The sequence below is a fragment of the Streptomyces sp. NPDC023481 genome (assembly GCF_055560195.1).
In genome coordinates, this window is sequence record NZ_JBVHJE010000001.1 from 12,782 (window position 1) to 36,509 (window position 23,728).

Annotated in this window: 25 protein-coding genes and 1 pseudogene; 15 read left to right on the plus strand and 11 right to left on the minus strand. The window is 70.6% G+C overall.

Annotation, left to right across the window (positions count from 1 at the left end; translation table 11 throughout):
• Complete coding sequence (locus ACZ3ZD_RS00070; RefSeq protein WP_467391836.1) at positions 1 to 465, plus strand: heat shock protein transcriptional repressor HspR; 465 nt, start codon at positions 1 to 3, stop codon at positions 463 to 465.
• A 52-nt stretch (positions 466 to 517) separates the two neighbouring features.
• Here the strand turns inward: ACZ3ZD_RS00070 and ACZ3ZD_RS00075 are convergent, their stop codons facing one another.
• The gene (locus ACZ3ZD_RS00075; RefSeq protein ID WP_467391838.1) at positions 518 to 1,957 is read right to left on the minus strand and encodes a fibronectin type III domain-containing protein; all 1,440 of its coding nucleotides are present in this window, start codon (positions 1,955 to 1,957) and stop codon (positions 518 to 520) included.
• A 294-nt stretch (positions 1,958 to 2,251) separates the two neighbouring features.
• Between ACZ3ZD_RS00075 and ACZ3ZD_RS00080 the strand changes: the two genes are divergently transcribed.
• The gene (locus tag ACZ3ZD_RS00080; RefSeq protein ID WP_467391840.1) at positions 2,252 to 3,358 is read left to right on the plus strand and encodes a sugar ABC transporter substrate-binding protein; all 1,107 of its coding nucleotides are present in this window, start codon (positions 2,252 to 2,254) and stop codon (positions 3,356 to 3,358) included.
• Between the two features lie 179 nt (positions 3,359 to 3,537).
• A complete protein-coding gene (locus ACZ3ZD_RS00085; protein ID WP_467391842.1) occupies positions 3,538 to 4,578 on the plus strand; it encodes a helix-turn-helix transcriptional regulator in 1,041 nt (346 codons plus the stop codon).
• 41 nt (positions 4,579 to 4,619) lie between these two features.
• On the opposite strand, the gene ACZ3ZD_RS00090 is transcribed toward ACZ3ZD_RS00085, so the two are convergent.
• Positions 4,620 to 5,630: a helix-turn-helix transcriptional regulator gene (locus tag ACZ3ZD_RS00090; RefSeq protein ID WP_467391844.1), complete on the minus strand. Its 1,011-nt coding sequence runs from the start codon at positions 5,628 to 5,630 to the stop codon at positions 4,620 to 4,622.
• A 280-nt stretch (positions 5,631 to 5,910) separates the two neighbouring features.
• Here ACZ3ZD_RS00090 and ACZ3ZD_RS00095 point away from each other — a divergent pair, with 280 nt between their 5' ends.
• Complete coding sequence (locus ACZ3ZD_RS00095; protein ID WP_467391846.1) at positions 5,911 to 6,246, plus strand: hypothetical protein; 336 nt, start codon at positions 5,911 to 5,913, stop codon at positions 6,244 to 6,246.
• Positions 6,247 to 6,390: 144 nt separating this feature from the next.
• Here ACZ3ZD_RS00095 and ACZ3ZD_RS00100 read toward each other — a convergent pair whose 3' ends face one another.
• On the minus strand, positions 6,391 to 6,804 hold the full coding sequence (locus ACZ3ZD_RS00100) for a pyridoxamine 5'-phosphate oxidase family protein (RefSeq protein ID WP_467391848.1): 414 nt from the start codon (positions 6,802 to 6,804) through the stop codon (positions 6,391 to 6,393).
• 110 nt (positions 6,805 to 6,914) lie between these two features.
• On the opposite strand from ACZ3ZD_RS00100, the gene clpB reads away from it, so the two are divergent.
• A complete protein-coding gene (gene clpB / locus ACZ3ZD_RS00105; protein ID WP_467391850.1) occupies positions 6,915 to 9,512 on the plus strand; it encodes an ATP-dependent chaperone ClpB in 2,598 nt (865 codons plus the stop codon).
• Positions 9,513 to 9,615: 103 nt separating this feature from the next.
• The gene (locus tag ACZ3ZD_RS00110) at positions 9,616 to 10,146 is read left to right on the plus strand and encodes a YbjN domain-containing protein (RefSeq protein WP_467391852.1); all 531 of its coding nucleotides are present in this window, start codon (positions 9,616 to 9,618) and stop codon (positions 10,144 to 10,146) included.
• A 384-nt stretch (positions 10,147 to 10,530) separates the two neighbouring features.
• On the opposite strand, the gene ACZ3ZD_RS00115 is transcribed toward ACZ3ZD_RS00110, so the two are convergent.
• Genes ACZ3ZD_RS00115 through ACZ3ZD_RS00125 form a run of 3 tightly spaced genes read right to left on the minus strand, consistent with a single transcriptional unit; the run spans position 10,531 to position 11,920 of the window.
• Positions 10,531 to 11,340: a hypothetical protein gene (locus ACZ3ZD_RS00115; RefSeq protein ID WP_467391854.1), complete on the minus strand. Its 810-nt coding sequence runs from the start codon at positions 11,338 to 11,340 to the stop codon at positions 10,531 to 10,533.
• On the minus strand, positions 11,337 to 11,480 hold the full coding sequence (locus tag ACZ3ZD_RS00120; RefSeq protein WP_467391856.1) for a hypothetical protein: 144 nt from the start codon (positions 11,478 to 11,480) through the stop codon (positions 11,337 to 11,339). Before ACZ3ZD_RS00120 ends, ACZ3ZD_RS00115 begins: the two co-directional genes overlap by 4 nt.
• Positions 11,477 to 11,920, minus strand: coding sequence for a PH domain-containing protein (locus ACZ3ZD_RS00125; RefSeq protein ID WP_467391858.1), 444 nt, complete (start codon positions 11,918 to 11,920; stop codon positions 11,477 to 11,479). Before ACZ3ZD_RS00125 ends, ACZ3ZD_RS00120 begins: the two co-directional genes overlap by 4 nt.
• Before the next feature lie 169 nt (positions 11,921 to 12,089).
• On the opposite strand from ACZ3ZD_RS00125, the gene ACZ3ZD_RS00130 reads away from it, so the two are divergent.
• Together ACZ3ZD_RS00130 and ACZ3ZD_RS00135 are read left to right on the plus strand one after the other, a co-directional pair.
• Positions 12,090 to 12,359 carry a type II toxin-antitoxin system Phd/YefM family antitoxin gene (locus ACZ3ZD_RS00130; RefSeq protein WP_319366440.1) on the plus strand — a complete coding sequence of 90 codons (270 nt, stop codon included), beginning with the start codon at positions 12,090 to 12,092 and terminating at the stop codon, positions 12,357 to 12,359.
• Positions 12,352 to 12,615 (plus strand): type II toxin-antitoxin system RelE family toxin, encoded by a 264-nt coding sequence (locus ACZ3ZD_RS00135; protein ID WP_467391860.1) that lies wholly within the window; start codon positions 12,352 to 12,354, stop codon positions 12,613 to 12,615. The genes ACZ3ZD_RS00130 and ACZ3ZD_RS00135 overlap by 8 nt, the downstream gene beginning before the upstream one ends.
• Positions 12,616 to 12,807: 192 nt before the next feature.
• On the opposite strand, the pseudogene ACZ3ZD_RS00140 reads toward ACZ3ZD_RS00135, so the two are convergent.
• Positions 12,808 to 13,248: pseudogene (locus ACZ3ZD_RS00140) on the minus strand (aminotransferase class I/II-fold pyridoxal phosphate-dependent enzyme); the annotation flags it as partial.
• A 124-nt stretch (positions 13,249 to 13,372) separates the two neighbouring features.
• Between ACZ3ZD_RS00140 and ACZ3ZD_RS00145 the strand changes: the two are divergent.
• Positions 13,373 to 13,927, plus strand: coding sequence for a Uma2 family endonuclease (locus ACZ3ZD_RS00145; RefSeq protein ID WP_467391862.1), 555 nt, complete (start codon positions 13,373 to 13,375; stop codon positions 13,925 to 13,927).
• 349 nt (positions 13,928 to 14,276) lie between these two features.
• Here ACZ3ZD_RS00145 and ACZ3ZD_RS00150 read toward each other — a convergent pair whose 3' ends face one another.
• The 4 genes from ACZ3ZD_RS00150 to ACZ3ZD_RS00165 form a co-directional block, all read right to left on the minus strand.
• Entirely contained in the window at positions 14,277 to 14,627 is a 351-nt protein-coding gene (locus tag ACZ3ZD_RS00150; protein ID WP_467391864.1) for a PH domain-containing protein, read from the minus strand.
• Entirely contained in the window at positions 14,554 to 15,261 is a 708-nt protein-coding gene (locus ACZ3ZD_RS00155) for a hypothetical protein (RefSeq protein WP_467391866.1), read from the minus strand. Before ACZ3ZD_RS00155 ends, ACZ3ZD_RS00150 begins: the two co-directional genes overlap by 74 nt.
• Positions 15,258 to 15,815 (minus strand): hypothetical protein, encoded by a 558-nt coding sequence (locus ACZ3ZD_RS00160; protein WP_467391868.1) that lies wholly within the window; start codon positions 15,813 to 15,815, stop codon positions 15,258 to 15,260. The genes ACZ3ZD_RS00155 and ACZ3ZD_RS00160 overlap by 4 nt, the downstream gene beginning before the upstream one ends.
• A 119-nt stretch (positions 15,816 to 15,934) precedes the next feature.
• Positions 15,935 to 17,119: a pyridoxal phosphate-dependent aminotransferase gene (locus ACZ3ZD_RS00165; RefSeq protein WP_467391870.1), complete on the minus strand. Its 1,185-nt coding sequence runs from the start codon at positions 17,117 to 17,119 to the stop codon at positions 15,935 to 15,937.
• Between the two features lie 923 nt (positions 17,120 to 18,042).
• Between ACZ3ZD_RS00165 and ACZ3ZD_RS00170 the strand changes: the two genes are divergently transcribed.
• The 6 genes from ACZ3ZD_RS00170 (at position 18,043) to fbaA (ending at position 23,709) form a co-directional block, all read left to right on the plus strand.
• Positions 18,043 to 18,597 carry a DUF2617 family protein gene (locus ACZ3ZD_RS00170; protein ID WP_467391872.1) on the plus strand — a complete coding sequence of 185 codons (555 nt, stop codon included), beginning with the start codon at positions 18,043 to 18,045 and terminating at the stop codon, positions 18,595 to 18,597.
• 147 nt (positions 18,598 to 18,744) lie between these two features.
• Positions 18,745 to 20,340 carry a polyamine aminopropyltransferase gene (locus ACZ3ZD_RS00175; protein ID WP_467391874.1) on the plus strand — a complete coding sequence of 532 codons (1,596 nt, stop codon included), beginning with the start codon at positions 18,745 to 18,747 and terminating at the stop codon, positions 20,338 to 20,340.
• 73 nt (positions 20,341 to 20,413) lie between these two features.
• The gene (locus tag ACZ3ZD_RS00180) at positions 20,414 to 21,124 is read left to right on the plus strand and encodes an SRPBCC family protein (protein ID WP_467391876.1); all 711 of its coding nucleotides are present in this window, start codon (positions 20,414 to 20,416) and stop codon (positions 21,122 to 21,124) included.
• Positions 21,125 to 21,170: 46 nt separating this feature from the next.
• Positions 21,171 to 21,959, plus strand: a complete 789-nt coding sequence (locus ACZ3ZD_RS00185; RefSeq protein ID WP_467391878.1) for an aldose epimerase family protein — start codon at positions 21,171 to 21,173, stop codon at positions 21,957 to 21,959.
• 31 nt (positions 21,960 to 21,990) lie between these two features.
• The gene (pyrE, locus tag ACZ3ZD_RS00190; protein ID WP_467393221.1) at positions 21,991 to 22,542 is read left to right on the plus strand and encodes an orotate phosphoribosyltransferase; all 552 of its coding nucleotides are present in this window, start codon (positions 21,991 to 21,993) and stop codon (positions 22,540 to 22,542) included.
• Between the two features lie 144 nt (positions 22,543 to 22,686).
• The gene (gene fbaA / locus ACZ3ZD_RS00195; protein WP_467391880.1) at positions 22,687 to 23,709 is read left to right on the plus strand and encodes a class II fructose-bisphosphate aldolase; all 1,023 of its coding nucleotides are present in this window, start codon (positions 22,687 to 22,689) and stop codon (positions 23,707 to 23,709) included.
• Positions 23,710 to 23,728: the final 19 nt, after the last annotated feature.

Here is a 23,728-nt window from a genome sequence, read left to right on the forward strand (position 1 = left end):
ATGGACGGCCGTCGACGCGGTGACAATTTTCGTGGGCCGTACGAACTGACCGAGGAAACCCCGGTCTACGTCATCTCGGTGGCGGCCCAGCTCTCCGGACTCCACCCGCAGACGCTGCGCCAGTACGACCGCCTGGGCCTGGTCTCCCCCGACCGCACCGCCGGCCGGGGCCGCCGCTACTCGGCCCGCGACATCGAACTGCTCCGGCAGGTGCAGCAGTTGTCGCAGGACGAGGGCATCAACCTGGCCGGCATCAAGCGCATCATCGAACTGGAGAACCAGGTGGCCGCGCTCCAGTCCCGCCTCGCGGAGATGCAGGCGGCCCTGGACGGCGCGGCGGCCGCGATGCAGCAGCGCGAGGCCGCCGTGCACGCCTCCTACCGGCGCGACCTGGTGCCGTACCAGGAGGTCCAGCAGACCAGCGCGCTGGTGGTGTGGCGGCCGAAGCGGCAGCAGCAGGACTGACGCGCGCACGCGCACGAAGAGGGGCCCGGACACCGGGCCCCTCTTCGTGCGGTCAGCCGGCGGTCGTCGGCTCGGTGCCGTTCTCGTCCGGCGGGGTGCCCAGCTCGGTCGCGACGACCACGTTCGCCTCGCCGGTCAGCTGGTAGCGGGAGTTCCAGTTCGTGTCCACGGCGTCCACGAAGAAGCAGCGCTCCTCGCCGTCCGGGGTGGACGTGTACCGGTAGGACGTCTCGTCGGGCATCAGCCAGGTGTCCTGGGACGCGGAGCAGACCCGCTCCTCGCCGTCGCTCAGGATCCGGCCGGCGTAGACGGAGTACCGGTGCAGGTCGGGCGCCGGGTTCTGGTCCCAGGTCAGCTCGAAGCCGTAGTCGGTGGGGGTGACCTTCAGCCCGGTGACGAGGGGCGGCGGGGTGTCGTCGCGGCGCTTGGCGGCGAGGGCGGCCGAGCGGGCCGACTCGTTGCCGGCCGCGTCCACCGCGGTCACCCGGTAGTAGTACGTGGTGCCCACCGCGGCCGAGGCGTCCCGGTAGGACAGGTCGTCGGTGCTGCCCAGGCGGGTGTAGGTGCCGTTCGCGGTCGCCGCCCGGTACACCCGGTAGGAGGTCGCGCCGGTCGTGTAGGACCAGCCGATGCGCAGGCCGTCCTTCTCGGAGGGGTCGGTGACCGTCAGGGCGGCCGGCGAGCCGGGCGCGGTGCGGTCGGCGGTGGTGACGGGTTTGTCCGCCGTGCCCGCCGACTCGTTGCCGGCCCTGTCGTAGGCGCGGACCTCGTAGTAGTACGTGTCGCCGGTCACCGGGAGGGTGGTGTCGGTGTACGTGGTGGCGGTGGTCGTCGCCAGCGGCTTCGCCTCGTACGGGAAGCCCTTCACCCGCCGGTAGATGCGGTAACCGGCGAGGTCCATCCCCTTGTTGCCCGACCAGGTGACCTTCGCCCTGCCGGTCGCGGAGTCGTACGTCGCCGTGGCGCCGGCGGGCACCAGGGGCTCGACCTTGTCGATGTCGGGCGAGGTGCGGGGCGTGTAGGCGAGGGAGACGTTCGCGGCGCCGGTCCAGTTCACGTAGTCCACGCGGAGCGTGTGCTTCCCGGACGGCACGGTGACGTTGACGGTCTTCTTCCGGGTCGTCGAGACGTTCTTCCAGAGGTCGACCTCGCGGGTGCCGTCCAGGTAGACCCGGATGCCGTCCTGCGCGGCGGCCGTGAGGGCGAAGGGCCCGCCGGAGCCGAAGTCGCGGGTCACGGTCCAGCGGACGCCGAAGTCGTCCCTGGGCAGGCCGACGGCGGGGGCGCCGGTGCCCCACTGCTCGGCGACCGCGCTGTCGCAGTCGGTCTTCTTCGGGGTGCCGGAGAGCGTGGTGTTCGCGAAGAACTGGCGGGTGTAGACCGGCGAGGCGCAGTTCGTGGCGGCGGACGCGCTCGGGGAGAGCGTGCCCAGCAGGGTGCCGGCGGTGGCGAGTACGACGGCCGTCGCGGCCGACCGTGTGGCTGAGTTCATTCGGTCCTCTGATCGAGTCGTAGCACGGCCCGGGGCCGTCATGATCACGACTCGTGACGAACCGGGTTGGTTGTACGGATCTTTGCCGGCCCGTGAACTCCCTTTGTATGTACGGCCCGTAAAGGGTATTTGAAGGGGGTTTCGCAGGGCCTCCACAGAGGCAGCCGAGCGTGGTGTTGCGCACTCGTTAAGTGATTCTTCTTGACGCCGGGTGCGGCACCCAAGTTGTCTTTTCAGACACCTGGGTCGTATAGCAGCACCCACGTCCGGAACGCACCTGAAGTGAGCCCTCGCATGCGCCGAATCGCCCTGTCCGTGGCCGTGTCCACGATGACCCTCTCGCTCGCCGGCTGTGGCGTGCTGAACGCGACGGGGGACGGCGCGAGCGCAAGCCCGACCAAGGGCGACGACATCACGGTGGGCCTGCTGCTGCCCGAGAAGGCGAACACCCGCTACGACAGGTTCGACTACCCCATCATCAGGGACAAGGTGGCCGAACTCACCAGGAAGCGGGGCAAGGTGGAGTACGCCAACGCCGACGCGAGCGCCACCCGGCAGACCGAGCAGATGCAGAACATGATCGACGCGAAGGTCGACGTCATCCTGCTCGACGCCGTGGACGCGCACGCCGTCGCCGGCGAGGTGAAGAAGGCCAAGGACGCGGGCATCCCGGTCATCGCCTACGACCGGCTCGCCGAAGGCCCGATCGACGCCTACATCTCCTTCGACAACGAACTCGTCGGCGAGGTGCAGGGCCGCACCCTGCTGGAGGCGCTCGGGCCGAACGTCGACACCTCGGACAAGGTCGTCATGGTCAACGGCTCGCCCACCGACCCCAACGCCAAGCAGTTCAAGGAGGGCGCGCTCTCCGAGCTCAACGGCAAGGTGGACATCGCGGACAGCTTCGACGCCACCGACTGGAAGCCGGAGAACGCCGAGGCCGGCATGGCCAAGGCCATCGCCAAGATCGGCAAGAACAACATCGCCGGCGTCTACTCCGCCAACGACGGCATGGCCGGCGGTGTCATCAAGGCCCTGAAGGCCGCCGGCGTCACCCAGCTGCCCCCGATCACCGGCCAGGACGCCGAACTGGACGCCGTACAGCGGGTGGTGAGCGGCGAGCAGTACATGAGCGTCTACAAGTCCTACCCGGACGAGGCCGAGGCCGCCGCGCAGATGGCCGTCACCAAGATCCAGGGCAAGGACATCCAGTTCGACGCCCTCACCCAGGACCGGGTGGACAGCCCCACCACCAAGGGCATCCCGTCCAAGCTGGTGCAGGTCACCGCGCTCACCCGGCACAGCATCAAGGACACCGTCGTCGCCGACGGCATCTACAGCATCGGTGACATCTGCACCGCCAAGTACAAGGCGGCCTGCGCGGCGATCGGCCTCAAGTAGGCCCGCGCCCGCACCACCACCGCCAGCTTGTTGCAACACGAGGGGCGGAGCGGCGCCGATACCGGGGCATAGCGGGTCCTTCCGGTGGCCACCACAGGGAGAGCCGTGTTGCGGTCCCCCTTCGGCGCCGCGCATAGTTGCGCTGCGGAAGTGGCAGCACACCGGGGGTGGAATGGGCGATGGCCGGGCGCGGGGCGGAGGGGCATCCTCACGGTGCCGACCGGCTGTGTGAGGCCGGCGACCGGGTGTACTCCCGTGCCGTGCGCCGGGGACGGGTGCCGCGCACGGACGCCGAACCGGTGCCCTGCCTGCTGGAACTGGCCCTGCTGCACCCCGACCCCGACGACATGGACTGGCTGGTGCCGACCTCCCCGCAGGAGGTCATGACCCGGCTGCTGCGCGGGGTCTACGACGAGGTCAGCGAGAGCCAGCGGCGGGTGGGCTCGGCGGTGGCCGCGTTCGAGTGGTACGCGGGCCTGGGCCGCCGGCTGAACGCGCTGGCACCGGCCGAGGGCAGCGCCATCCGGGTCCTGGACGGGCTCTCCCGGATCCAGGCCGCGATGGACGAGGCGACCGAGGCGTGCACCACCGAGGTGCTCACCGTGCAGCCCGGCGGCATCCGGCGCGAGGCGGAACTCACCGAGGGCCTGCACCGGGCGCTGGCGCTGCGCGGCCGGGGCGTGCGGATGCGGGACCTCTACACGCACGTCGCCCGGCACGGCCAGGGCCTGCTGAACTACCTGGAGCTGATGGGCGACACGGTGGAGGCCCGCACCCTGGACGAGGTCATCGACCGGCTCATCCTCTTCGACCGCACGGTGGCGTTCATCCCTGCCAACGCCGACCGCACGATGGCCCTGGAGCTACGGCACCCGGCCCTGGTGGAGTACCTGGTCACGGTCTTCGAGCGGCTCTGGCGCCTGGCGATACCGCTCACCGCGGCCCTCCCCGACACCGGCATCGAGGGCATCTCCCACCGCGAGCAGTCCATCGCCGCGCTGCTCGCGGAGGGGCACCAGGACGCCGTCATCGCCGAGCGGCTGGGCATCAGCGTGCGCACCTGCCGGGCCCACATCGCCCGGCTGTCCGAGACCCTGGGCGCCGCGAGCCGCACCCAGCTCGGCGTCCGCATCGCCCAGGTCGGCCTGGACGGCCACCGCCCGGCGCTGCCGGCCACCGCGCTCACCGGCCCGGATCAGGAACCCCCGACCGCGCGATGAGACACCCGGGCCGCTGGTCTCGGTGTGTCACCGGGGCCGCCTCAGTGATCCCGGTCCAGGATGCCCGACTGGGCGATGAGATAGCCCAGCTGGGCGCGGCTGCCGCTGCCGAGGGCCTGCGCGAGCTTGGCGATGTGGGCCCGGCAGGTGCGGACGTTCATCCCGAGACGGCGGGCGATGGCCTCGTCCACGTGCCCTTCGACCAGGAGCTTGGCGATGGAGTGCTGGATCTCGGTGATGCCGTCGGGGGCGGCCTCGTAGGGGGTGCCGGCCGACAGCGGGACCGCGCGGCTCCAGATGAACTCGAAGACCTTGATCAAGTACCGGATGAGCCCGGGGTTGCGCAGTTCGAGGGCCACCTGCTGATCGTCGCGGGTGGGGATGAAGGCCACGCTCTCGTCGCAGATGATGAGCCGCTCGACCAGCTCGTCGATCGTGCGGTACTCCACCTTCCCGTTGGCGAGCTGATCGACGTAGGCCAGCTGCGTGAGGTTGTAGCGCACCGTGTGCTGGTACAGGGTCCGGATGCGCACGCCCCGGTCCACCAGTGCCGTGTCGCGCTCCAGGCCCTGCCTGATCGTGCGCTCGGTGAAGTTGTTGCTGGGCTGGATGGTGAGCATCTCGGTCTCGCACTGGCCCGTGGCCAGGTCGAGGGCGGCGTTGATCCGGTCACTGCCCTCCAGCACCGTGATGGAGTGCGTGGCGGAAGCCGTCTGCGTGCTCAGGGCCAGAAACGGCTCGAAGGCATCGGACAGGTCGATCGCCCATCGCCGGCGGTCGGCGATCTCGCGTTCCAGGGGGGTCAGCCGCTGGGCCAGGGCCACCGCCGGCGGCACCGGTCGCAGCCACTCCGGATCGTCCGGATCGGGGTGGAGCAGGGCGAACTCCATCAGGCACGGGACCGATGCCGCGTCCGCCCGCGAGACCCGTCCGGCACGCAGTGCCTTGGCGTAAAGTCGGCCCCCTTCATCGCAAAGTTCGGTCACCGCATGGGGATGTGCCGTATTAGTCCGATTTGGTATCAAATCTCCACCCCCCAGGGTCCTGAACATGCAGGAACATGATGCACTGATTGTGTGGTCATGACGTGCCTGAATGAGCCATCGTCTTATCCGACGGGGGAAGAAGGGGACCTTCAAGTGAGGACGAAGCCGACGATGGGCAAGAAAGTGCTTCGCTCGGTACTTGTCGCCACCTTCTCCGCCGTTGTGGCCCTCGGAGTGCTGAGTGGCCCCTCCGGTGCGAAGAGTGACGTCCGAGCGGACAGTAAGTGGCCGGCAGTGGCCGTGTCCACGGCCGGTGCGAATCCGGCAGACGGTTCAGGGAGCTGATGTGACCACTCCACCCGACGACCGCTCCTTCCGTCGCGAAATGGCCACCGCCTACCGTTCCGGCTGGCACTTCATCGATCTCGTCACCGCCATCCCCCACAGCGGTGACTCGCTGATGGTGACCGTGTTCGGGGAGCCGGTCGTCGTCACGCGGGACGAGGACGGAGACGTACGGGCGTTCCGGTGTCTGCGCAAGCCGCGTGGGGCGCCGCAGCCGGTGCGATGTGCCATCCGGTACGGAATGATCTTTGTGAACCTGGACCAGCGGGACCACCGGCTGACCGAGCCGGCGGAGCCCGACCTGAGGACCATCTCGGCCACCCCCCGCAGTGCCTGACGCGATTCCCCCGTCGTAACAGATCGCTCAGGCGCTTCCCCCCGCAGCGGCGTCACCGTGACCTGAACACGGTGACGCCGCTGCAGTTTCCGGGGATATCTCCCGGTACGGGCCCTCGCCACGGTGGCTGAAAACCGCCGTAGTTCAGCCGTGTCCCAGCGCCCGCTCCACCTCGATCTCGATCACCACCCGGGACGGGTTCGGCGACGGCGTCCGCTCGTACCGCCGCGCGTACCGCCGTTCCGCCTCCGCGACCCGTTCCCGCTCGGTGCGCACGTACGCCCGCCCCTCCAGCGTCGCCCAGCGCCGGCCGTCCACCTGGCACACCGCCACCCGCGCGCCCCCGGACCCGGCCGCCCGCACATGGGCCACCTTGGCGCTGCTCTCGTTGGTGATCACCCGGGCCAGCCGCGCTTCCGGGTCGTAGGTCACGCCCACCGGTACGACGTGCGGGCTGCCGTCGGGGCGGAGCGTGGTCAGCGTGCACAGATGGCGTTCGCGCCAGAAGGCGAGGTACGGCTCGCCGGGGGAAGCCGGGTCTACGGAGTGCCTGGTCATGCGCGCAACCTAGCGCGACGGAAACCCCGAGCGGAGTTGAGCGGAATAGACTCAACTTTGTGTACGCTGGTTAAGTCAGCAGTGCGAGGTCGAGGAGGAGAACGGACACCGTGGACGCCGAGCTGACCAACAGGAGCCGGGACGCGATCAACGCGGCGAGCAGTCGTGCCGTGACCGAGGGGCACCCGGACCTCACCCCTGCCCACCTGCTGCTGGCCCTGCTCCAGGGGCAGGACAACGAGAACATCACCGACCTGCTCGCGGCCGTGGAGGCCGACCAGGCCGCCGTGCGCGCCGGCGCGGAGCGGATCCTGGCCGGCCTGCCCAGCGTGACCGGGTCCACCGTCGCGCCCCCGCAGCCCAACCGGGAGCTGCTGGCCGTGATCGCCGACGCGGGCGAGCGCGCCAAGGAGCTGGGTGACGAGTACCTGTCCACCGAGCACCTGCTGATCGGTGTCGCCGCGAAGGGCGGCGCCGCCGGCGAGCTGCTGGTCCGGCAGGGCGCCGAGCCGAAGAAACTGCTGGAGGCCTTCAGGAAGGCCAGGGGAGGACGCCGAGTGACCACCGCCGACCCGGAGGGCCAGTACAAGGCCCTGGAGAAGTTCGGCACCGACTTCACCGCCGCCGCCCGCGAGGGCCGGCTCGACCCGGTCATCGGGCGGGACCAGGAGATCCGGCGGGTCGTGCAGGTGCTCAGCCGGAGGACGAAGAACAACCCGGTGCTCATCGGGGAGCCCGGTGTCGGCAAGACCGCCGTGGTCGAGGGGCTCGCCCAGCGGATCGTCAAGGGGGACGTGCCGGAGTCGCTGAAGGACAAGCGGCTCGTCGCGCTCGACCTCGGGGCGATGGTCGCCGGAGCGAAGTACCGCGGCGAGTTCGAGGAGCGGCTGAAGGCCGTCCTCGCCGAGATCAAGGATTCCGACGGCCAGATCATCACCTTCATCGACGAGCTGCACACCGTCGTGGGCGCCGGCGCCGGCGGCGACTCGGCCATGGACGCGGGCAACATGCTCAAGCCCATGCTCGCCCGCGGTGAGCTGCGCATGGTGGGCGCCACCACGCTGGACGAGTACCGGGAGCGGATCGAGAAGGACCCCGCGCTGGAGCGCCGCTTCCAGCAGGTGCTCGTCGCCGAGCCGACGGTGGAGGACACCATCGCGATCCTGCGCGGGCTCAAGGGCCGCTACGAGGCCCACCACAAGGTGCAGATCGCGGACAGCGCGCTGGTGGCCGCCGCCACCCTGTCCGACCGGTACATCACCTCACGCTTCCTCCCCGACAAGGCCATCGACCTCGTGGACGAGTCCGCCTCGCGGCTGCGGATGGAGATCGACTCCTCGCCCGTGGAGATCGACGAACTCCAGCGCGCCGTGGACCGGCTGAGGATGGAGGAGCTGGCGATCGGCAAGGAGACCGACCCGGCCTCCCTCGCCCGGCTGGAGAAGCTGCGCCGCGACCTCGCCGACAAGGAGGAGGAGCTGCGCGGCCTGACCGCCCGCTGGGAGAAGGAGAAGCAGTCCCTCAACCGGGTCGGCGAGCTGAAGGAGCGGCTGGACGACCTGCGCGGGCAGGCCGAACGCGCCCAGCGCGACGGCGACTTCGACACCGCCGCCAAGCTGCTCTACGGCGAGATCCCGCAGCTGGAGAAGGAGCTGGAGGCCGCCTCCGAGGCCGAGGAGGAGGTCTCCGGGGACACCATGGTCAAGGAGGAGGTCGGCGCCGACGACATCGCCGACGTCGTCGCCGCCTGGACCGGTATCCCCGCCGGGCGGCTCATGGAGGGCGAGACGCAGAAGCTGCTGCGGATGGAGGAGGAGATCGGCAAGCGGCTCATCGGGCAGAGCGAGGCCGTGCGGGCCGTCAGCGACGCCGTACGGAGGTCGCGGGCCGGGATCGCCGACCCCGACCGGCCCACCGGGTCCTTCCTCTTCCTCGGCCCGACCGGCGTCGGCAAGACCGAACTGGCCAAGGCGCTCGCCGACTTCCTCTTCGACGACGAGCGGGCCATGGTCCGCATCGACATGTCGGAGTACGGCGAGAAGCACAGCGTGGCCCGCCTGGTCGGCGCGCCCCCCGGCTACGTCGGCTACGAGGAGGGCGGCCAGCTGACCGAGGCCGTGCGCCGGCGCCCGTACAGCGTGATCCTGCTGGACGAGGTGGAGAAGGCCCACCCCGAGGTCTTCGACATCCTGCTCCAGGTGCTGGACGACGGCCGGCTGACGGACGGCCAGGGCCGCACGGTCGACTTCCGCAACACCATCCTGGTGCTCACCTCCAACCTGGGCAGCCAGTTCCTGGTCGACCCGCTCACCAGCGAGGTGGAGAAGAAGGAGCAGGTCCTGGAGGTGGTCCGGTCCTCCTTCAAGCCGGAGTTCCTCAACCGGCTGGACGACCTGGTGGTCTTCTCGGCGCTGACCAAGCCCGAGCTGGAGCGGATCGCCCAGCTCCAGATCGACCGGCTCGCCAAGCGGCTGGCCGAGCGGCAGCTCACGCTGGAGGTCGCCCCCGAGGCGCTGGCCTGGCTGGCGGAGGAGGGCCTGGACCCGGCCTACGGCGCCCGGCCGCTGCGCCGCCTGGTGCAGTCCGCCATCGGCGACCGGCTCGCCAAGGAGATCCTGTCCGGCGAGATCAAGGACGGTGACACGGTCCGCGTGGACCGCTTCGGCGAGGGCCTGCTGGTCGGCCCCGCGACCGGCAAGACCCTCTGAGCCCGCCCGCCGGTCGGCCCACGGCTGAACGGCGGGTCGGGGGTTGCCATGACCCGCCCCTTCTGGGGGAGGATGGCGGCATCCGCATGAAGGGAAAAACACGGTGAGCATCGACCCGTCCTCGATTCCGAATTTCGGGGGCCAGCCCGAACCGCAGCCCGAAGGACCGGCGGGCCCCGTCCTCCCGGATCAGGACCTGGTGAAGCAGCTCCTCGACCAGATGGAGCTGAAGTACGTCGTCGACGAGGAGGGTGACCTCGCCGCGCCGTGGGAGCAGTTCCGCACCTACTTCATGTTCCGCGGGGAGGCCGAACAGGCGATCTTCTCGGTGCGGACCTTCTACGACCGTCCGCACAAGATCGACGAGAAGCCCCAGCTGCTCGAGTCGATCGACGACTGGAACCGCCGCACCCTGTGGCCGAAGGTGTACACCCACACCCATGACGACGGCACCGTCCGTCTGATCGGTGAGGCCCAGATGCTGATCGGCACGGGCGTCGACATCAACCACTTCGTCTCCTCCACGGTCAGCTGGGTGCGGGCCGCGATCGAGTTCGACAAGTGGCTGGTGGAGCAGCTCGGCATCGAGGAGGAGGTCAACGACTCCGAGCAGCCCGAGGACGACGGGGAGTAACGTCCCCTCCGCCCCGGCCGGGGGTACCCGCCCCCGGCCTGGGCCCGGGCTGCGGCGATCAGCGCGAGCACGCCTTGCGGAACCGCCCGCCGCCGGCAGGTCCCGCTTGGCGGGTATGTCCGCGCGGAAGCCCTCGAAGGACGCGTCCGGCAGGGCCAGCGCCTCGGCGACCGCGTCCTGGGCTCACCAGGGGCATCCCAGCCCCGTCGATGGAGCGTGGACGGCAGCGTCGGCCGGTCCCCGTCGTCCCGCAGGGCCGCCACAACCGGATGTGTGGGGCGAGGCCGCGCGAGGCCCTGAGCCGGCCGGCACTCCCGTGACCAGGCAAAGCTGCAAGGCGCGACTTCCCAAGCGCAAGCTGCCCACTGTGGCGACCGGTCGCGTTCAGCCGCCGAGGTCACTTCCGGGGTGACGAAAGGCGGCCCACGTCTCGCTCACGGCGGCTCGGAGTTCGGCGTCATCGAGATCACCGGGTTCTCTGAGGTCAGGATCGACCGAGTAGTCCTCGAGGAGCATGAACACCCGGTCGAAGAGATCCCCGAGCGGCCCCTGGATGCGCTCCCCGTTCGCCTGGGAAGCACGTCGGGTTTCCCACCAGTCATGTGCGAAGTCCGGTGCGTTGCGGGTCCCGTCGGCGAATGCGTCCAGTAGCGCCAGTTGCCGCGCTGCCGCACTTGCCGGATCAACGTCGTCGGGGGAGGACCACGCCCTGTGCTTGGGCGGGTAAGCGGCTGCCACGGCCATCAGGGCGGGGTGTCGTTCGGAAAGAGTACGGGCATAACGGCCGAAGCGTGTGCGTGCCGCCTCCACACCCTCGCCGACTGCCCCGGCCATGAAGCCGGCGCTTCCCGCCACGAGTGCGTAACCTGCTTCCGGAAAGAGGACTGCTCCTTGCAGGTCGGGCGTGCAGAGCAGACCGGGCGGTTGGATCCCTGCGCAGTCTGTGCCGGCGGGAAGCCGGAGCGTCCTGCCGATGAGTACACCGGCGTTGGCGGAGAGGTCCGCGCAAAGGATGTGTGATGCCCTCACGGCCCGGCAGCCGGCAGTAACCCGACGGGCCAGCGCCACATCGATCTCCGCACCGACGGGAACGGGAGCCACCGACTTGCCTACCAGCCAGGACGAGGCGAGGGTGCCGTCCGCGCCGAGCACGGCCGAGAGGTCGGCTGATTGTTCGTGTTCTGGATACGTCACCACAGGAAACCTTTGTCGATGATCCCCTGGAACTGATTGTCGCGCAGCTTCCAGGCCGACCAGGCGACGCCGTCCTGCGCGGTTGGGATCGCGGTGTGCTCAAGAGATTCCATGTGGTCTTCGTCGGCTTGGCTGCTCACGAGAATTCGTGCAGCACCACCCAGTGGTCGTACTCCTCCACCGAGGCGGCGCACAGGTGCCGGCCGTCGGTCGAAACGGCGAGGAACTCGGGGGAACCCGTCACCTTTGCGACGCGTGAGGGCAGGTTCCTGCCGACGGTGTCCTTGACCCTCACCCAGCCGATCTCACTGCCCCCCGAGACGGGCGGGAGGATGAGGAACTCCCCGTTGTCGTCGTAGAGCGAAACGCTTGAGGCGTGGAAGTGCCACTTCGCGTCCAGTTCGGCGGCGGCGTCAGGGGAGGAGGCGGGGATGGTGGCTACCGGTTCGGCCTCGAATCCGGTGACGGCGTAGAGGGCGGATCGCACCGGTGGGGCGTCCTGTGTCGCGTTCTCCAGCACCTGAAGACCGCAGCGCTCCAGGACATCCAGCCACTCGGGCTTCTCCTGCTCCTTCGTCACCCTTCGCTCCCCCCGCCGCACGCGTGGACCACCGTGACCAGCTCCGGGGACGCCGTCACCCAGCCCACTCCGCTTTCACGCACTCATTCTCATGCGGGTCCACAGATCTGCACCCCCGAGCGACAGTGAGCCGTTGTGTACACATGGGGCACCCGGTACTCTTGGGCGCATGACACAGTCAATGCCGATAGAGTCCATCCGCGATGTCCGGGCACACCTGGCCGAGGTCGTGGAGCGGGCCGACCGGGACGACGTACCCACCGTCATCACCCGGCGCGGCAAGCAGGTCGCCGCCGTGGTGTCCATCGAGGTGCTGCGCAAGTACCAGGAGTGGGAAGAGCGCGAGATCAACCGGATCATCGACGAGCGCATGACCAACCCGGCACCCGGCATCCCGATCGAGGACATCATGAGGGAGACGCTGGCGCGCAGTGAGTAAGTACCGCACCGTCTTCCGAGTCGAGGCTCAGGCCGAACTCCGCAAGGTCCCGCGAGACATGGCCCTCCGCATTTTGGCCAAGCTGACCGAGCTGGAGAGCGACCCGACGGGGTTCAACACCACGGCCCTCGTCTCCCAGCCCGACCGCCGTCGCCTCCGGGTGGGTGACCACCGCGTGATCTATACGATCGACAACGGCGAACTGGTGGTGTGGGTCGTACACGTCGGGCATCGCTCCACCGTCTATGACACCTGAGCGCTCCTGACATCGGTCAGAATATTCAGCGCCGATCCAGCGTCCTGGGGTGCCTGCGTGTCACGCACCGCAATGCGCCCGACCTGGTGCTGATCACGACCATTCATGGCGCCTCCGGCGCGAGTTCCGGGCGTGTGAGGCATGGCAGGCAACGACGAGAGGAATGCGACGACCGGCCCTGTAGGGCAGCGGTCAGTGCGCAAACGCCTTGTGGAGCCGTTCCGCCGCCCCTGTCAGCACCTCGGTGCGCTTACAGAACGCGAACCTGACATAAGGGGCGCCCGCCTCCCGGTGGTCATAGAACACGGCGTTCGGGATGGCGACGACACCCGCCCGCTCGGGTAGAGCACGGCAGAAGGCGAGGCCGTCCTTCTCGCCGAGGGGGCGGATGTCGGTGGTGACGAAGTAGGTGCCTGCGGGCCGGAAGACCCGGAAGCCGGCGTCCGCCAGCCCTGCCGACAGCAGGTCCCGCTTGGCCAGCATGTCCGCGCGGAAGTCGGCGAAGTAGGAGTCGGGCAGGGCCAGCGCCTCCGCCGCCGCGTACTGGAACGGGCCCGAGGCCACGTACGTCAGGAACTGCTTCGCCGAGCGCACCGCCGCCACCAGCCCGGGTGCCGCCGTCACCCAGGCGACGCCTTGTTCAGACCTATTCGTTTGTCGCGCGGCGTACTGTCCGGGCCAGGTGCACAGTCGTACCGCGGGGTTCGGTGACAGGGCGCTGTCCGCCGTATCCTGACCACACGGGAAGGAGCCGTCCATGAGCGTCGACGCGATCGTGCACACCGAGTTCCCCAAGGGATACACGGTCCTGTTCGGGGCCGACGGAAAGGTGATCATGACGCCGCAGAGCTTCGAGCACTCCAGCACGATCAAGTCGATGCAGTACGACACGATCGTGTCCCTCGGGCGCCATGCGAAGACCGCCTCCGACGTCTACATCGACTTCCCCGCCGACGAGAACTCCGCCCCCGATCTGGCCATCCTGCGCGAGGACGCGCGCAAGGAAGGCAAGCGCTACAGCTTCGAGGACGTCCTGCTGATCTCCGAGGTCGTCTCGACCTCCTCCGCACGCAAGGACTACGACGACTGCACCGCGAAGTACGGCCGCTACGGCATCCCGATCTACCTGGTCGTGGACCCCTACGCCCAGGAAGTCGTCCTCCACACCCAGCCGACCGGCACCGGTTACATCGCGGCGCACACCCACAAGTACGGCACGGGCAAGCTCCCCATCCCCCTGGCCGACGGCCGGACCTTCACGCTCGACCTCGACGAGCTCCCGCGCCCGGAGACCGACGCGGACGCCCGCTGACGAAGCACTCCCGGTCAAGTCGTGCCGTCGGCACCCCGTCGTCGGGCGTGGTCGGGCCTCGTCGGCGGCGGCTCCGTGGCTCTGCCTGCCGCACCCGACGGGTCCGGGCTCTCTGTGTCCGGCGGCGGGAGTCGTTCTCGTGTTCGGTTCTTCGGGTGCCGGAGCGCCGCCGGAGTCGGCCCGGCGTCTGCTGCACGCAGCCGTGGATTTTGCAGAGAGGAGGGCGCGGTCCGGATCGACGCGCCCCAGTAGGCAGCGCGTGCACGCACCTCTGCTTCGGCATCCAGGATCTTGCGGGTCATACCGGTGTACTCAAGAGATTCCATGTGGTCTTCGTCGGCTTGGCTGCTCACGAGAATTCGTGCAGCACCACCCAGTGGTCGTACTCCTCCACCGAGGCGGCGCACAGGTGCCGGCCGTCGGTCGAAACGGCGAGGAACTCGGGGGAACCCGTCACCTTTGCGACGCGTGAGGGCAGGTTCCTGCCGACGGTGTCCTTGACCCTCACCCAGCCGATCTCACTGCCCCCCGAGACGGGCGGGAGGATGAGGAACTCCCCGTTGTCGTCGTAGAGCGAAACGCTTGAGGCGTGGAAGTGCCACTTCGCGTCCAGTTCGGCGGCGGCGTCAGGGGAGGAGGCGGGGATGGTGGCTACCGGTTCGGCCTCGAATCCGGTGACGGCGTAGAGGGCGGATCGCACCGGTGGGGCGTCCTGTGTCGCGTTCTCCAGCACCTGAAGACCGCAGCGCTCCAGGACATCCTGCCACTCGGGCTTCTCCTGACGCGCTGTGCAGGTTCTCGGGGTTGATGCCCAGCGGCCCGACGGTGCTGGAGGTCATCACATCCCGGCCCGCGTCCTTCCAGCCCTGCTCACTGTTGGCCAGCGCCTGGTCGAAGGAGGCCTTGCTGTAGTCCACGTCCCCGCCGAACGCACCGGACTTGGCGATGTCCCCCCAGCCCATCTTCTCCACCTCCTCCTCGGAGGCGTACGGATTGCCGATGGCCGCGTTCTCCACGACCTTGAAGGTGCCCTTCACGTACTGGTCGTTCTCGTAGTACGTGCCCGCCGCCAGGCCCGTCTTCTCAGCGAACCCGTTGCCCTCGTTGATCAGGGAGCGCACGCCCCACTCCCAGCGCTCGCAGAACGACTTGAACTCGTCCGTCAGCCCCTCATGACCCAACTCGAGACCGGACAGGGCGATGTCACTGAAACCGCGTCCGGCCCCGGCCTCCCCGACCATGCCGAGTTCCTTCAGCTCACCCAGCGCATCGGTCAGGCCCTTGGCGATCAGACCGAGCCCGTCCGTCGCCAGGTCCTTGCCGCCGTCCGTCACTTCACGTCCCCCGTATCCGCCTCGATGTCGACCGCAGCCCCGTCCGGCACGATCCCCCGCACCGGCGGGAAGACCATGCCCTCCTCCCCGTCCGCGCAGTCCAGCGCCACCCCGCACGGCATCCCGGCCGCGGGCACGGCCACGTCCAACAGGCGGGCACCGAGGATCGTCTGGTACGCCCACTCACGCGCCGCCTCCCCGCGCGCCACGGCATAACGGGCCAGCGCCTGCTCGTCCGAGAAGGCCAGGATGAAACGGATGCCGTTCAAGTCGGCTGTCAGCAGACCCCGTTCACCGTCCAGGCCGGGACCGTCGCCCAGTGGTACCAGCACCGGGGTGCGGCGGAACTCGCCGAGCAGGGCGGCGAACCGGCGCCTGCGTGCCTTCACCTGGGCGTCATCGGCGCCGGAACCCTGATCCGCATCGGGTTCCGGTTCCCGATCGGGTTCCGGATGCGGTTGCGAAGGCACCGTCGTCTCCACGTAGTCGTGCAGACGCGACCTGGGAACGCTGCCGTGCGGTGACCTGTCTGCCCCGCCCCCGTGTTCAGACATACGTCCATCATCGCGACCGCTCTACACGAGATCAAGGCGCACCGGTCACACCCCTGTCGCAACCGCAAGTCGCTGCGAGGTGCCGACGACGTAGCGATCCCGGCCGACCCTCCTGCGTGTCACATGGCCCGCAGTCGCTTGACGGCCTCGTCCAAGACCTGTGTCTGCTTGCAGAAAGCGAACCGTACGAAAGGCGCGCCCGCGTCCCGGTGGTCGTAGAAGACGGCGTTCGGGATGGCGACGACGCCCGCGCGCTCCGGCAGCGCGCGGCAGAAGGCGAAGCCGTCGCTCTCGCCGAGGGGGCGGATGTCGGTGGTGATGAAGTACGTGCCGGCGGGCCGGAAGACCCGGAAGCCGGCCTCCTCCAGCCCCGCCGCCAGCAGGTCCCGCTTGGCCAGCATGTCCGCGCGGAAGCCCTCGAAGTACGCGTCCGGCAGGGCCAGCGCCTCCGCCACCGCGTACTGGAAGGGGCCCGAGGCGACGTACGTCAGGAACTGCTTCGCCGAGCGGACCGCCGTGACCAGCTCCGGGGACGCCGTCACCCAGCCCACCTTCCAGCCGGTGAACGCGAACGTCTTGCCGGCCGAGCCGATGCTCACCGTGCGCTCGCGCATCCCGGGGAACGAGGCCAGCGGCAGGTGCTCGGCGCCGTCGAAGACCAGGTGCTCGTACACCTCGTCGGTCACCACCAGCAGGTCCCGCTCCACCGCCAGCTCGGCGATCGCGGTCAGCTCCGCGCGGGTGAGGACCGTACCCGTCGGGTTGTGCGGGGTGTTGACCAGCAGCAGCCGGGTGCGGTCGGTGACGGCGGCCCGCAGCTCGTCCAGGTCCAGGCGGAAGGCGCCGGCGTCCGGGCGCAGGGTCACCGGTACGCGGGTGCCGCCCGCCATCGCGATGCTCGCCGCGTAGGAGTCGTAGTACGGCTCCAGGGCCACGACCTCGTCGCCCGGCTCGACCAGCGCCAGCAGCGAGGCCGCGATCGCCTCGGTCGCGCCCGCGGTGACCAGCACCTCGGTGTCGGGGTCGTAGGACAGGCCGTAGCGGCGCCGCTGGTGCGCGGCGATCGCGGTGCGCAGCTCGGGGACGCCGGGGCCGGGCGGGTACTGGTTGCCGCGGCCGTCGCGCAGGGCCCGGACGGCGGCCTCCCGGATCTCCTCGGGGCCGTCGGTGTCGGGGAAGCCCTGGCCCAGGTTGATCGCCCCGGTCGCCACGGCGAGCGCCGACATCTCGGCGAAGATCGTCGTCCCGAACCCGGCGAGCCGGCGGTTGAGGTGAGGACGTGCGCTGGAGGTCATGCCGGTCATCCTGCGCTCAGGTGCGGGGTTTCCTCAACTCACCCCAGGACGGTCGCGGGCGCCCGCCCCACGCCCCATGATCGGCCTGCGGTGCAGGTCAGAGGGGATTTCCGCAGAGACACCCTCAGAACTTGCTCAACTCTGCTTTGCGCAGCGAGGCGGTCGGGCATCTCCCCGGCACCGCGCGAGACGCGGCACCACGCGAGGCGCCCACGGGGGGCCGCTTCGGGGGAACGGAAGGAGGGTGGCGCCATGTTCGCAGGCATCATCCTGGCGGTGGTCGTGATCGTGCTCCTCGCGGCGGCCCGGGCCCGCCGCAGGCGGAACGCCCCGCATTCGCTGCACAAGTCCGGCCGCCGGCGGAACCGGTCGTACGGCCTCTCGGCCTCGTCGTCCGCCGCCTACTCGGACAACGGGTCGGCGAGCTGGTGGACCGGCGGTGGTGACTCCGGCTCGTCGGGGGGCCACGGTGGGCACGGGGGTCACGGGGGTCACGGTGGGCACGGGGGTCACTCGTGCGGGGGCCACTCCTGCGGCGGAGGCTCGTCGTGCGGCGGGGGCTCCTCGTGCGGCGGCGGCGGCGGATGCGGGGGAGGCAGCTGACACGGGGCAGCCGAGCTCGTCGGAACAGGGGGAACCGCGTCCGGGCCGCACACCGCCGGGCGTCCGCCGGAGGGACCATCCGGCGGGCGCCCGGCCCCCGCGTCCACGCGCCCGGCGCACGCCGGGGTTGAACAGTTGAGCTGGGGAGCCCTCTGAGGGATGGAAACCCCACGAAGTTGGGTAAAAACGCTGTGGCGTCGCCACTGTTCATGATTCCCTCTAAATCGCCAACGCAGCCCCTCGGACGTCCCCAGACTCCCCACCCGGCGGGACCGGCCGGGCTGACATGGCCGATCTCCCCCTCGTTCGCGTGCCAGCGGAGCCGATCCATGCTCACGACCCTGAACACCTCCTACACCGATACGCGCGCCGCCGACCTGGCCTGGGCCCTGGGACGCGAGCCGCTGCCCGCCCTGGCCACGCTCGACCTCGAACTCGTGGGCGCGAAACTCCAGTTGCGGCTGCTCGGCGCGTCCCACCAGGTGCTCCTGGAGGAGGAGCGGGGCAGTTGCTCGGAGACGGTCGCGTGCATCCCCGGCTCCAGCACCCCGCTGCCGCTGGGCGTCGCCAAGCGCGTCGGCGACTGGGAGTACGAGTTCGCCGCCCGCGTGGAGGTGCTCACCCCCGGCTCGTTCGCGGGCCGCGCCCAGGAGTTGCTGGCCCTCGTCTCCGACCACCCGCACGGCCTCGCGGGCGTCTTCCCCGGCAGCCCGCACGCGTTCACCGCGATGCTGGCCCAGCGGTACGAGGGCCAGATCCACTGGCGCACCTGGCACGCCTACCCGCAGGACGGCCAACTGGTCGCCACCCGGACCCGGGTGGGCACGCGGGCGAAGGGGACGGCGACGAGGACGGGAGCGGGAGGGGGAGCGGGGGCGGGGTGAGGGCGGCGCGGTCGGGGCGGCCGTACGGCCGGTCAGGTACGGCCGACCGGGGTACGGCGGTGGCGTAAACCCGTGCTGGGACAACTGCCCGCCGATCCACACGTGTGGGTGACGAAGCGTGCCGAGTGCGTGACGTAACGTCGCAGCGTGATCGAACCGCAGGCACCCGCGCCCCCGGGCGCCCCGCCCTCCTGGACAGGCCCCGCCCGGCTGCCCGTCCGGCCCGGCACCGGGCGGTTCCTGGTGCTCGTGTGCGTCTTCGTCTGCGCGGCCTGCGGTCTCGTGTACGAACTCGAACTCGTCGCCTTCGCCTCGTACCTGATCGGCGACCCGGTCACCCAGGCCTCCGTGGTGCTGTCCGTGATGGTGTTCGCGATGGGCATCGGCTCGCTCGCCGCCAAACGGCTGCGCCGGCACGCGGCGGCCGGGTTCGGCGCGGTCGAGTCGGCCCTCGCGCTGATCGGCGGCTGCAGCGCCATGGCCCTGTACGCCGTCTTCGCCTGGACCGCCGGCTGGGGCGGGATGTGGGCCGACGGACCGCGCTGCCTCCTGGTCGCCTTCTCCCTGGCCATCGGCCTGCTCATCGGTGCCGAGGTGCCGCTGCTCATGGTGCTGATCCAGCGCATCCGGCGGCAGGACGCGGGCGGCGCGGTGGCCGACCTGTTCGCCGCGGACTACGTCGGTGCCCTCGTCGGCGGGCTCGCCTTCCCCTTCCTCCTCCTGCCGTTCCTGGGCCAGTTGACCGGGACGCTGCTGACCGGCACGGTCAACGTGGTCGCGGGCGGCGCCCTGGTCCTCGGGCTCTTCCGCCGCGACCTCACCCGTCGCGGCCGCTGGGCCCTGCTGCTCACCGGCCTCGTCGTCCTCGGTGTCCTCGCCTGCTCCGCCGCCCTCGCCGGCGACTTCGAGCGGGCCGCGCGGCACGCGGTGTACGGCGGCGACGTGCGGGTGGCCGTACGGACCGGGGTCCAGGAGGTCGTGCTGACCGGTGGCACCCGCGGCCGGCCCCTCGACGTCTTCCTCGACGGCCGCCTCCGCGTCGGCGGCCGGGACGTCCGCCGCTACCCCGAGGCCCTGGTCGGGCCCGCGCTGGCCGGCCCGCACGCGCGCGTGCTGATCCTCGGCGGCGGTGACGGCCTGGCCGCCCGCGAGGTGCTGCGCCGGCCCGGGGTGCGCCGCGTCGACGTCGTCGAACCCGACCCCGGGCTGGTGGAGCTGGCCCGCCGCGACCCCGGCCTGGCCGCCGCCAACGGGCACGCCTTCGCCGACCGGCGGGTGCGCGTCATCACCGGCGACGCGCTCGGCCGGCTGCGGCGGGCGCGCGGACCGGCGTACGACGTCGTCATCGCCGACCTCCCCGCCCCCTGCGCCACCGCGACCACCAAGCTGTACTCCCAGGAGTTCTACGGCCTCACCCGCCGCGTCCTGGCCCGGGGCGGCCGCCTGGTGGTGCACGCGGGTCCCGTCACCACCCGCCCCCGCGCCTTCTGGACCGTCGCCGCGACCCTGCACACCGCCGGCTTCGCCGTCTCCCCCTACCGCGTCCTGACCCACACCCCCGCCGCCCCCCACGACTGGGGCTTCCTGCTGGCCACCCCCGGCACCACCCCGCCCCCGCTGCACACCTCCACCACCCCCGGGACCACCCTCAACCCGACCGACCTGACATCGGACGCCCGAGCGGCGGAGGCGACGAGGGTGCGGGGGGTACGGGCGTCGACGCTCGTGCGTCCGCGGTACTGATCGGGGAGCGTGAGGGCGGAGCCGCCCGCCGGGTCGGGTGAGTTCCCGTGGGGAGTGGGTAGGCTCCCCGACCATGGAGCACCAGGTCTTTGTCCCGGTCTCGGCGGAGCGGCTTCGGGGTGTGCTGGCCGACGAGGCCCGTGTGGCTCGGGCCGTTCCCGGTCTGCAGCAGGAGGACGGGGCCGGGCCGCTCACCGGGCGGCTGAAACTCCGCGTCGGCGGGCACTCCGTCACCTACCGGGGGACCGCCCGCGTCACCCGCCGGGAGGACGGCACGTACGCCGTCGACGGCGACGCCACCGAGGCCCGCGGCACCGGCGCGGTCAAGCTCGCCCTGACCCTGACCCTCACGGACACCGAGGGCGGCTGCACGGTCACGGCCGGGGGCACCGCCGACGCGTCCGGCCGGATCACGGAACTGCCGGCGGAGGCGGTGACCGCGGCGGCGACCAGGCTGCTGACCCGCTTCCTGGAAACCCTGGCCGCGGACACCGGCGAACAGCCGGAGCCGGCCACCGAGGCCCGCGCCCCGCACGACGACCGGTTCTCCGGCGACTTCGCCGACACCGGTGAACCGCCCGCCGAGGCCGCGCACGCGCGCCGCACGATGATCGGCCGCAGCGCCGAGGAGGTCGACCACTCCCCGCCCCGCGGCCGCTACGCCCCCGTACCCGCCCCCCACACCGTCACCGGCAACCCGGCCGTGCGCTGGGCGGCCCCCGCCGCGGCGCTGGCCCTGGCCTCGGCCATCGTGGTCACCCGCGCGCTGCGCAAGCGCCGTTGACCGCGTCGGCGTACGCCCTCTTGATCGCCCCAGTAGGGTCGGTCCCGTGAGTAACGAAGACATCACGCTGACCGCGGGCGACGCGGAAGTGACCGTCCGGCCCGGCAACGGCGGCCGGATCGGCGGGCTCCGGATCGGTGGCGTGGAGCTGCTGCGGCAGGGCGAGCGCTACGGCTGCTTCCCGATGGTGCCCTGGTGCGGCCGGACCCGGGAGGGCCGCTTCCTGGACGGCGGTACCGTCCGCCGGCTGCCGCTGAACGCCCCGCCGCACGCCATCCACGGCACCGCACGCGACGGCGCCTGGCGCACCGCGCGGGTCACCCAGGGCGAGGCGGTGATCACGTACGAGCTGACCGACCCCTGGCCGCACCCCGGCCGCGTCACCCAGGTCGTCACGCTCGCCGAGGACAGCCTGACGCTGACGATGTCCGTGGAGACGTACGACGACTCCTTCCCGGCCCAGATCGGCTGGCATCCCTGGTTCCACCGCAGCCTCGGCGGTCAGGACGTGCGGCTGGACTTCAAGCCCGCCTGGCAGGAGGAGCGCGGCGCCGACCACCTGCCCACCGGCAACCGGATCGACCCGCGGCCCGGCCCCTGGGACGACTGCTTCGGCATGCCCGACGGCGTCGACGTCACCCTCACCTGGCCGGAGCAGCTGGAGCTGAGGGTGACCAGCCGCGAGGAGTGGGTCGTGGTCTACGACGAGCAGGCCGAGGCGGTCTGCGTCGAACCGCAGACCGGCCCACCCAACGGCCTGAACACCCTTCCGCGCCTGGTCACCCCGCTGGAGCCGCTGGAGGCCGCGACCACCTGGAGCTGGCGGCGGCTTTAAGCTGGCTGCCATGACGGACGTCAACGAAGCAATGCCGACGGGCACACGCGGCGCGCTGCTGCAGCAGATCAAGGACAAGGCCGTGGTGCACGGCAAGGTGACCCTGTCGTCGGGCAAGGAAGCCGACTACTACATCGACCTCCGCCGCATCACGCTCGACGGCGAGGCAGCGCCGCTGGTCGGGCAGGTCATGCTCGACCTGACCGCCGACCTGGACTACGACGCCGTCGGCGGACTCACCCTGGGCGCCGACCCGGTGGCCACCGCGATGCTGCACGCCTCCGCCGCGCGCGGCCGGACGCTGGACGCCTTCGTGGTCCGCAAGCAGGGCAAGGCGCACGGCCTCCAGCGCCGTATCGAGGGCGCCGAGGTCAAGGGCCGCCGGGTGCTGGCCGTCGAGGACACCTCCACCACCGGCGGCTCCGTGCTGACCGCCGTGGAGGCGCTGCGCGAGGCCGGCGCGGAGGTCGTCGCCGTCGCCACGATCGTGGACCGGGCCACCGGCGCGGCCGAGGCGATCGCCGAGAAGGCGGGCGTGCCGTACGTGTTCGCCTTCTCGAAGGATGAACTGGGTCTGGACTGACGACGCGGTGTGACCTGCACTTGACCGGGGGCGCCGCACCGCGCCCCTCGTCTGGAAAGATGGGGCCGACGATGACGTCGCCACCCCAGGTCTAGGTCAGGGCCGTAACGCAGAACCCCAACCCGCAACACGAGGAGCGGACAGATGCCCATCGCAACCCCCGAGGTCTACAACGAGATGCTCGACCGGGCGAAGGCAGGCAAGTTCGCCTACCCGGCCATCAACGTGACCTCCTCGCAGACCCTGAACGCGGCGCTGCGCGGCTTCGCGGAGGCGGAGAGCGACGGCATCGTCCAGATCTCGACCGGCGGTGCCGAGTTCCTCGGCGGCCAGTACAGCAAGGACATGGTCACCGGCGCGGTCGCGCTCGCCGAGTACGCGCACATCATCGCCGAGAAGTACCCGGTCAACATCGCGCTGCACACCGACCACTGCCCGAAGGACAAGCTCGACGGGTACGTGCGTCCGCTGCTGGCGCTCTCCAAGAAGCGCGTCGACGCCGGTCTCGGCCCGCTGTTCCAGTCCCACATGTGGGACGGCTCGGCGGAGACCCTCGCCGACAACCTGGAGATCGCGCAGGAGCTGCTGGAGCAGGCCCGCGCCGCCAAGATCATCCTCGAGGTGGAGATCACCCCCACCGGCGGTGAGGAGGACGGTGTCACGCACGAGATCAACGACGAGCTGTACACCACCGTCGACGACGCGATCCGCACCGCCGAGGCCCTCGGCCTGGGAGAGAAGGGCCGCTACCTGCTGGCCGCCTCCTTCGGCAACGTGCACGGCGTGTACAAGCCGGGCAACGTCGTCCTGCGCCCCGAGCTGCTGAAGGAGCTGAACGACGGCGTCGCCGCCCGGTTCGGCAAGTCCGCCCCGTTCGACTTCGTCTTCCACGGCGGCTCCGGCTCCACCGAGCAGGAGATCCTCACCGCGCTGGAGAACGGCGTCGTGAAGATGAACATCGACACGGACACCCAGTACGCCTTCACCCGTCCGGTCGCCGGCCACATGTTCCAGAACTACGACGGCGTCCTGAAGGTCGACGGCGAGGTCGGCAACAAGAAGGCCTACGACCCGCGCACCTGGGGCAAGCTGGCCGAGGCCGGCATGGCCGCGCGTGTCGTGCAGGCCACGCAGCACCTGCGCTCGGCGGGCAACAAGATCAAGTAAGTAGTACGGCGGGCCCGGC

Coding starts and splice junctions, on each gene's coding strand:
- ACZ3ZD_RS00070 (WP_467391836.1), top strand. CDS start 1: ATGGACGGCCGTCGACGCGGTGACAATTTTCGTGGGCCGTACGAACTG.
- ACZ3ZD_RS00075 (WP_467391838.1), bottom strand. CDS start 1,957: ATGAACTCAGCCACACGGTCGGCCGCGACGGCCGTCGTACTCGCCACC.
- ACZ3ZD_RS00080 (WP_467391840.1), top strand. CDS start 2,252: ATGCGCCGAATCGCCCTGTCCGTGGCCGTGTCCACGATGACCCTCTCG.
- ACZ3ZD_RS00085 (WP_467391842.1), top strand. CDS start 3,538: ATGGCCGGGCGCGGGGCGGAGGGGCATCCTCACGGTGCCGACCGGCTG.
- ACZ3ZD_RS00090 (WP_467391844.1), bottom strand. CDS start 5,630: ATGTTCAGGACCCTGGGGGGTGGAGATTTGATACCAAATCGGACTAAT.
- ACZ3ZD_RS00100 (WP_467391848.1), bottom strand. CDS start 6,804: ATGACCAGGCACTCCGTAGACCCGGCTTCCCCCGGCGAGCCGTACCTC.
- ACZ3ZD_RS00130 (WP_319366440.1), top strand. CDS start 12,090: ATGACACAGTCAATGCCGATAGAGTCCATCCGCGATGTCCGGGCACAC.
- ACZ3ZD_RS00145 (WP_467391862.1), top strand. CDS start 13,373: ATGAGCGTCGACGCGATCGTGCACACCGAGTTCCCCAAGGGATACACG.
- ACZ3ZD_RS00160 (WP_467391868.1), bottom strand. CDS start 15,815: ATGTCTGAACACGGGGGCGGGGCAGACAGGTCACCGCACGGCAGCGTT.
- ACZ3ZD_RS00165 (WP_467391870.1), bottom strand. CDS start 17,119: ATGACCGGCATGACCTCCAGCGCACGTCCTCACCTCAACCGCCGGCTC.
- ACZ3ZD_RS00170 (WP_467391872.1), top strand. CDS start 18,043: ATGCTCACGACCCTGAACACCTCCTACACCGATACGCGCGCCGCCGAC.
- ACZ3ZD_RS00180 (WP_467391876.1), top strand. CDS start 20,414: ATGGAGCACCAGGTCTTTGTCCCGGTCTCGGCGGAGCGGCTTCGGGGT.
- pyrE (WP_467393221.1), top strand. CDS start 21,991: ATGCCGACGGGCACACGCGGCGCGCTGCTGCAGCAGATCAAGGACAAG.
- fbaA (WP_467391880.1), top strand. CDS start 22,687: ATGCCCATCGCAACCCCCGAGGTCTACAACGAGATGCTCGACCGGGCG.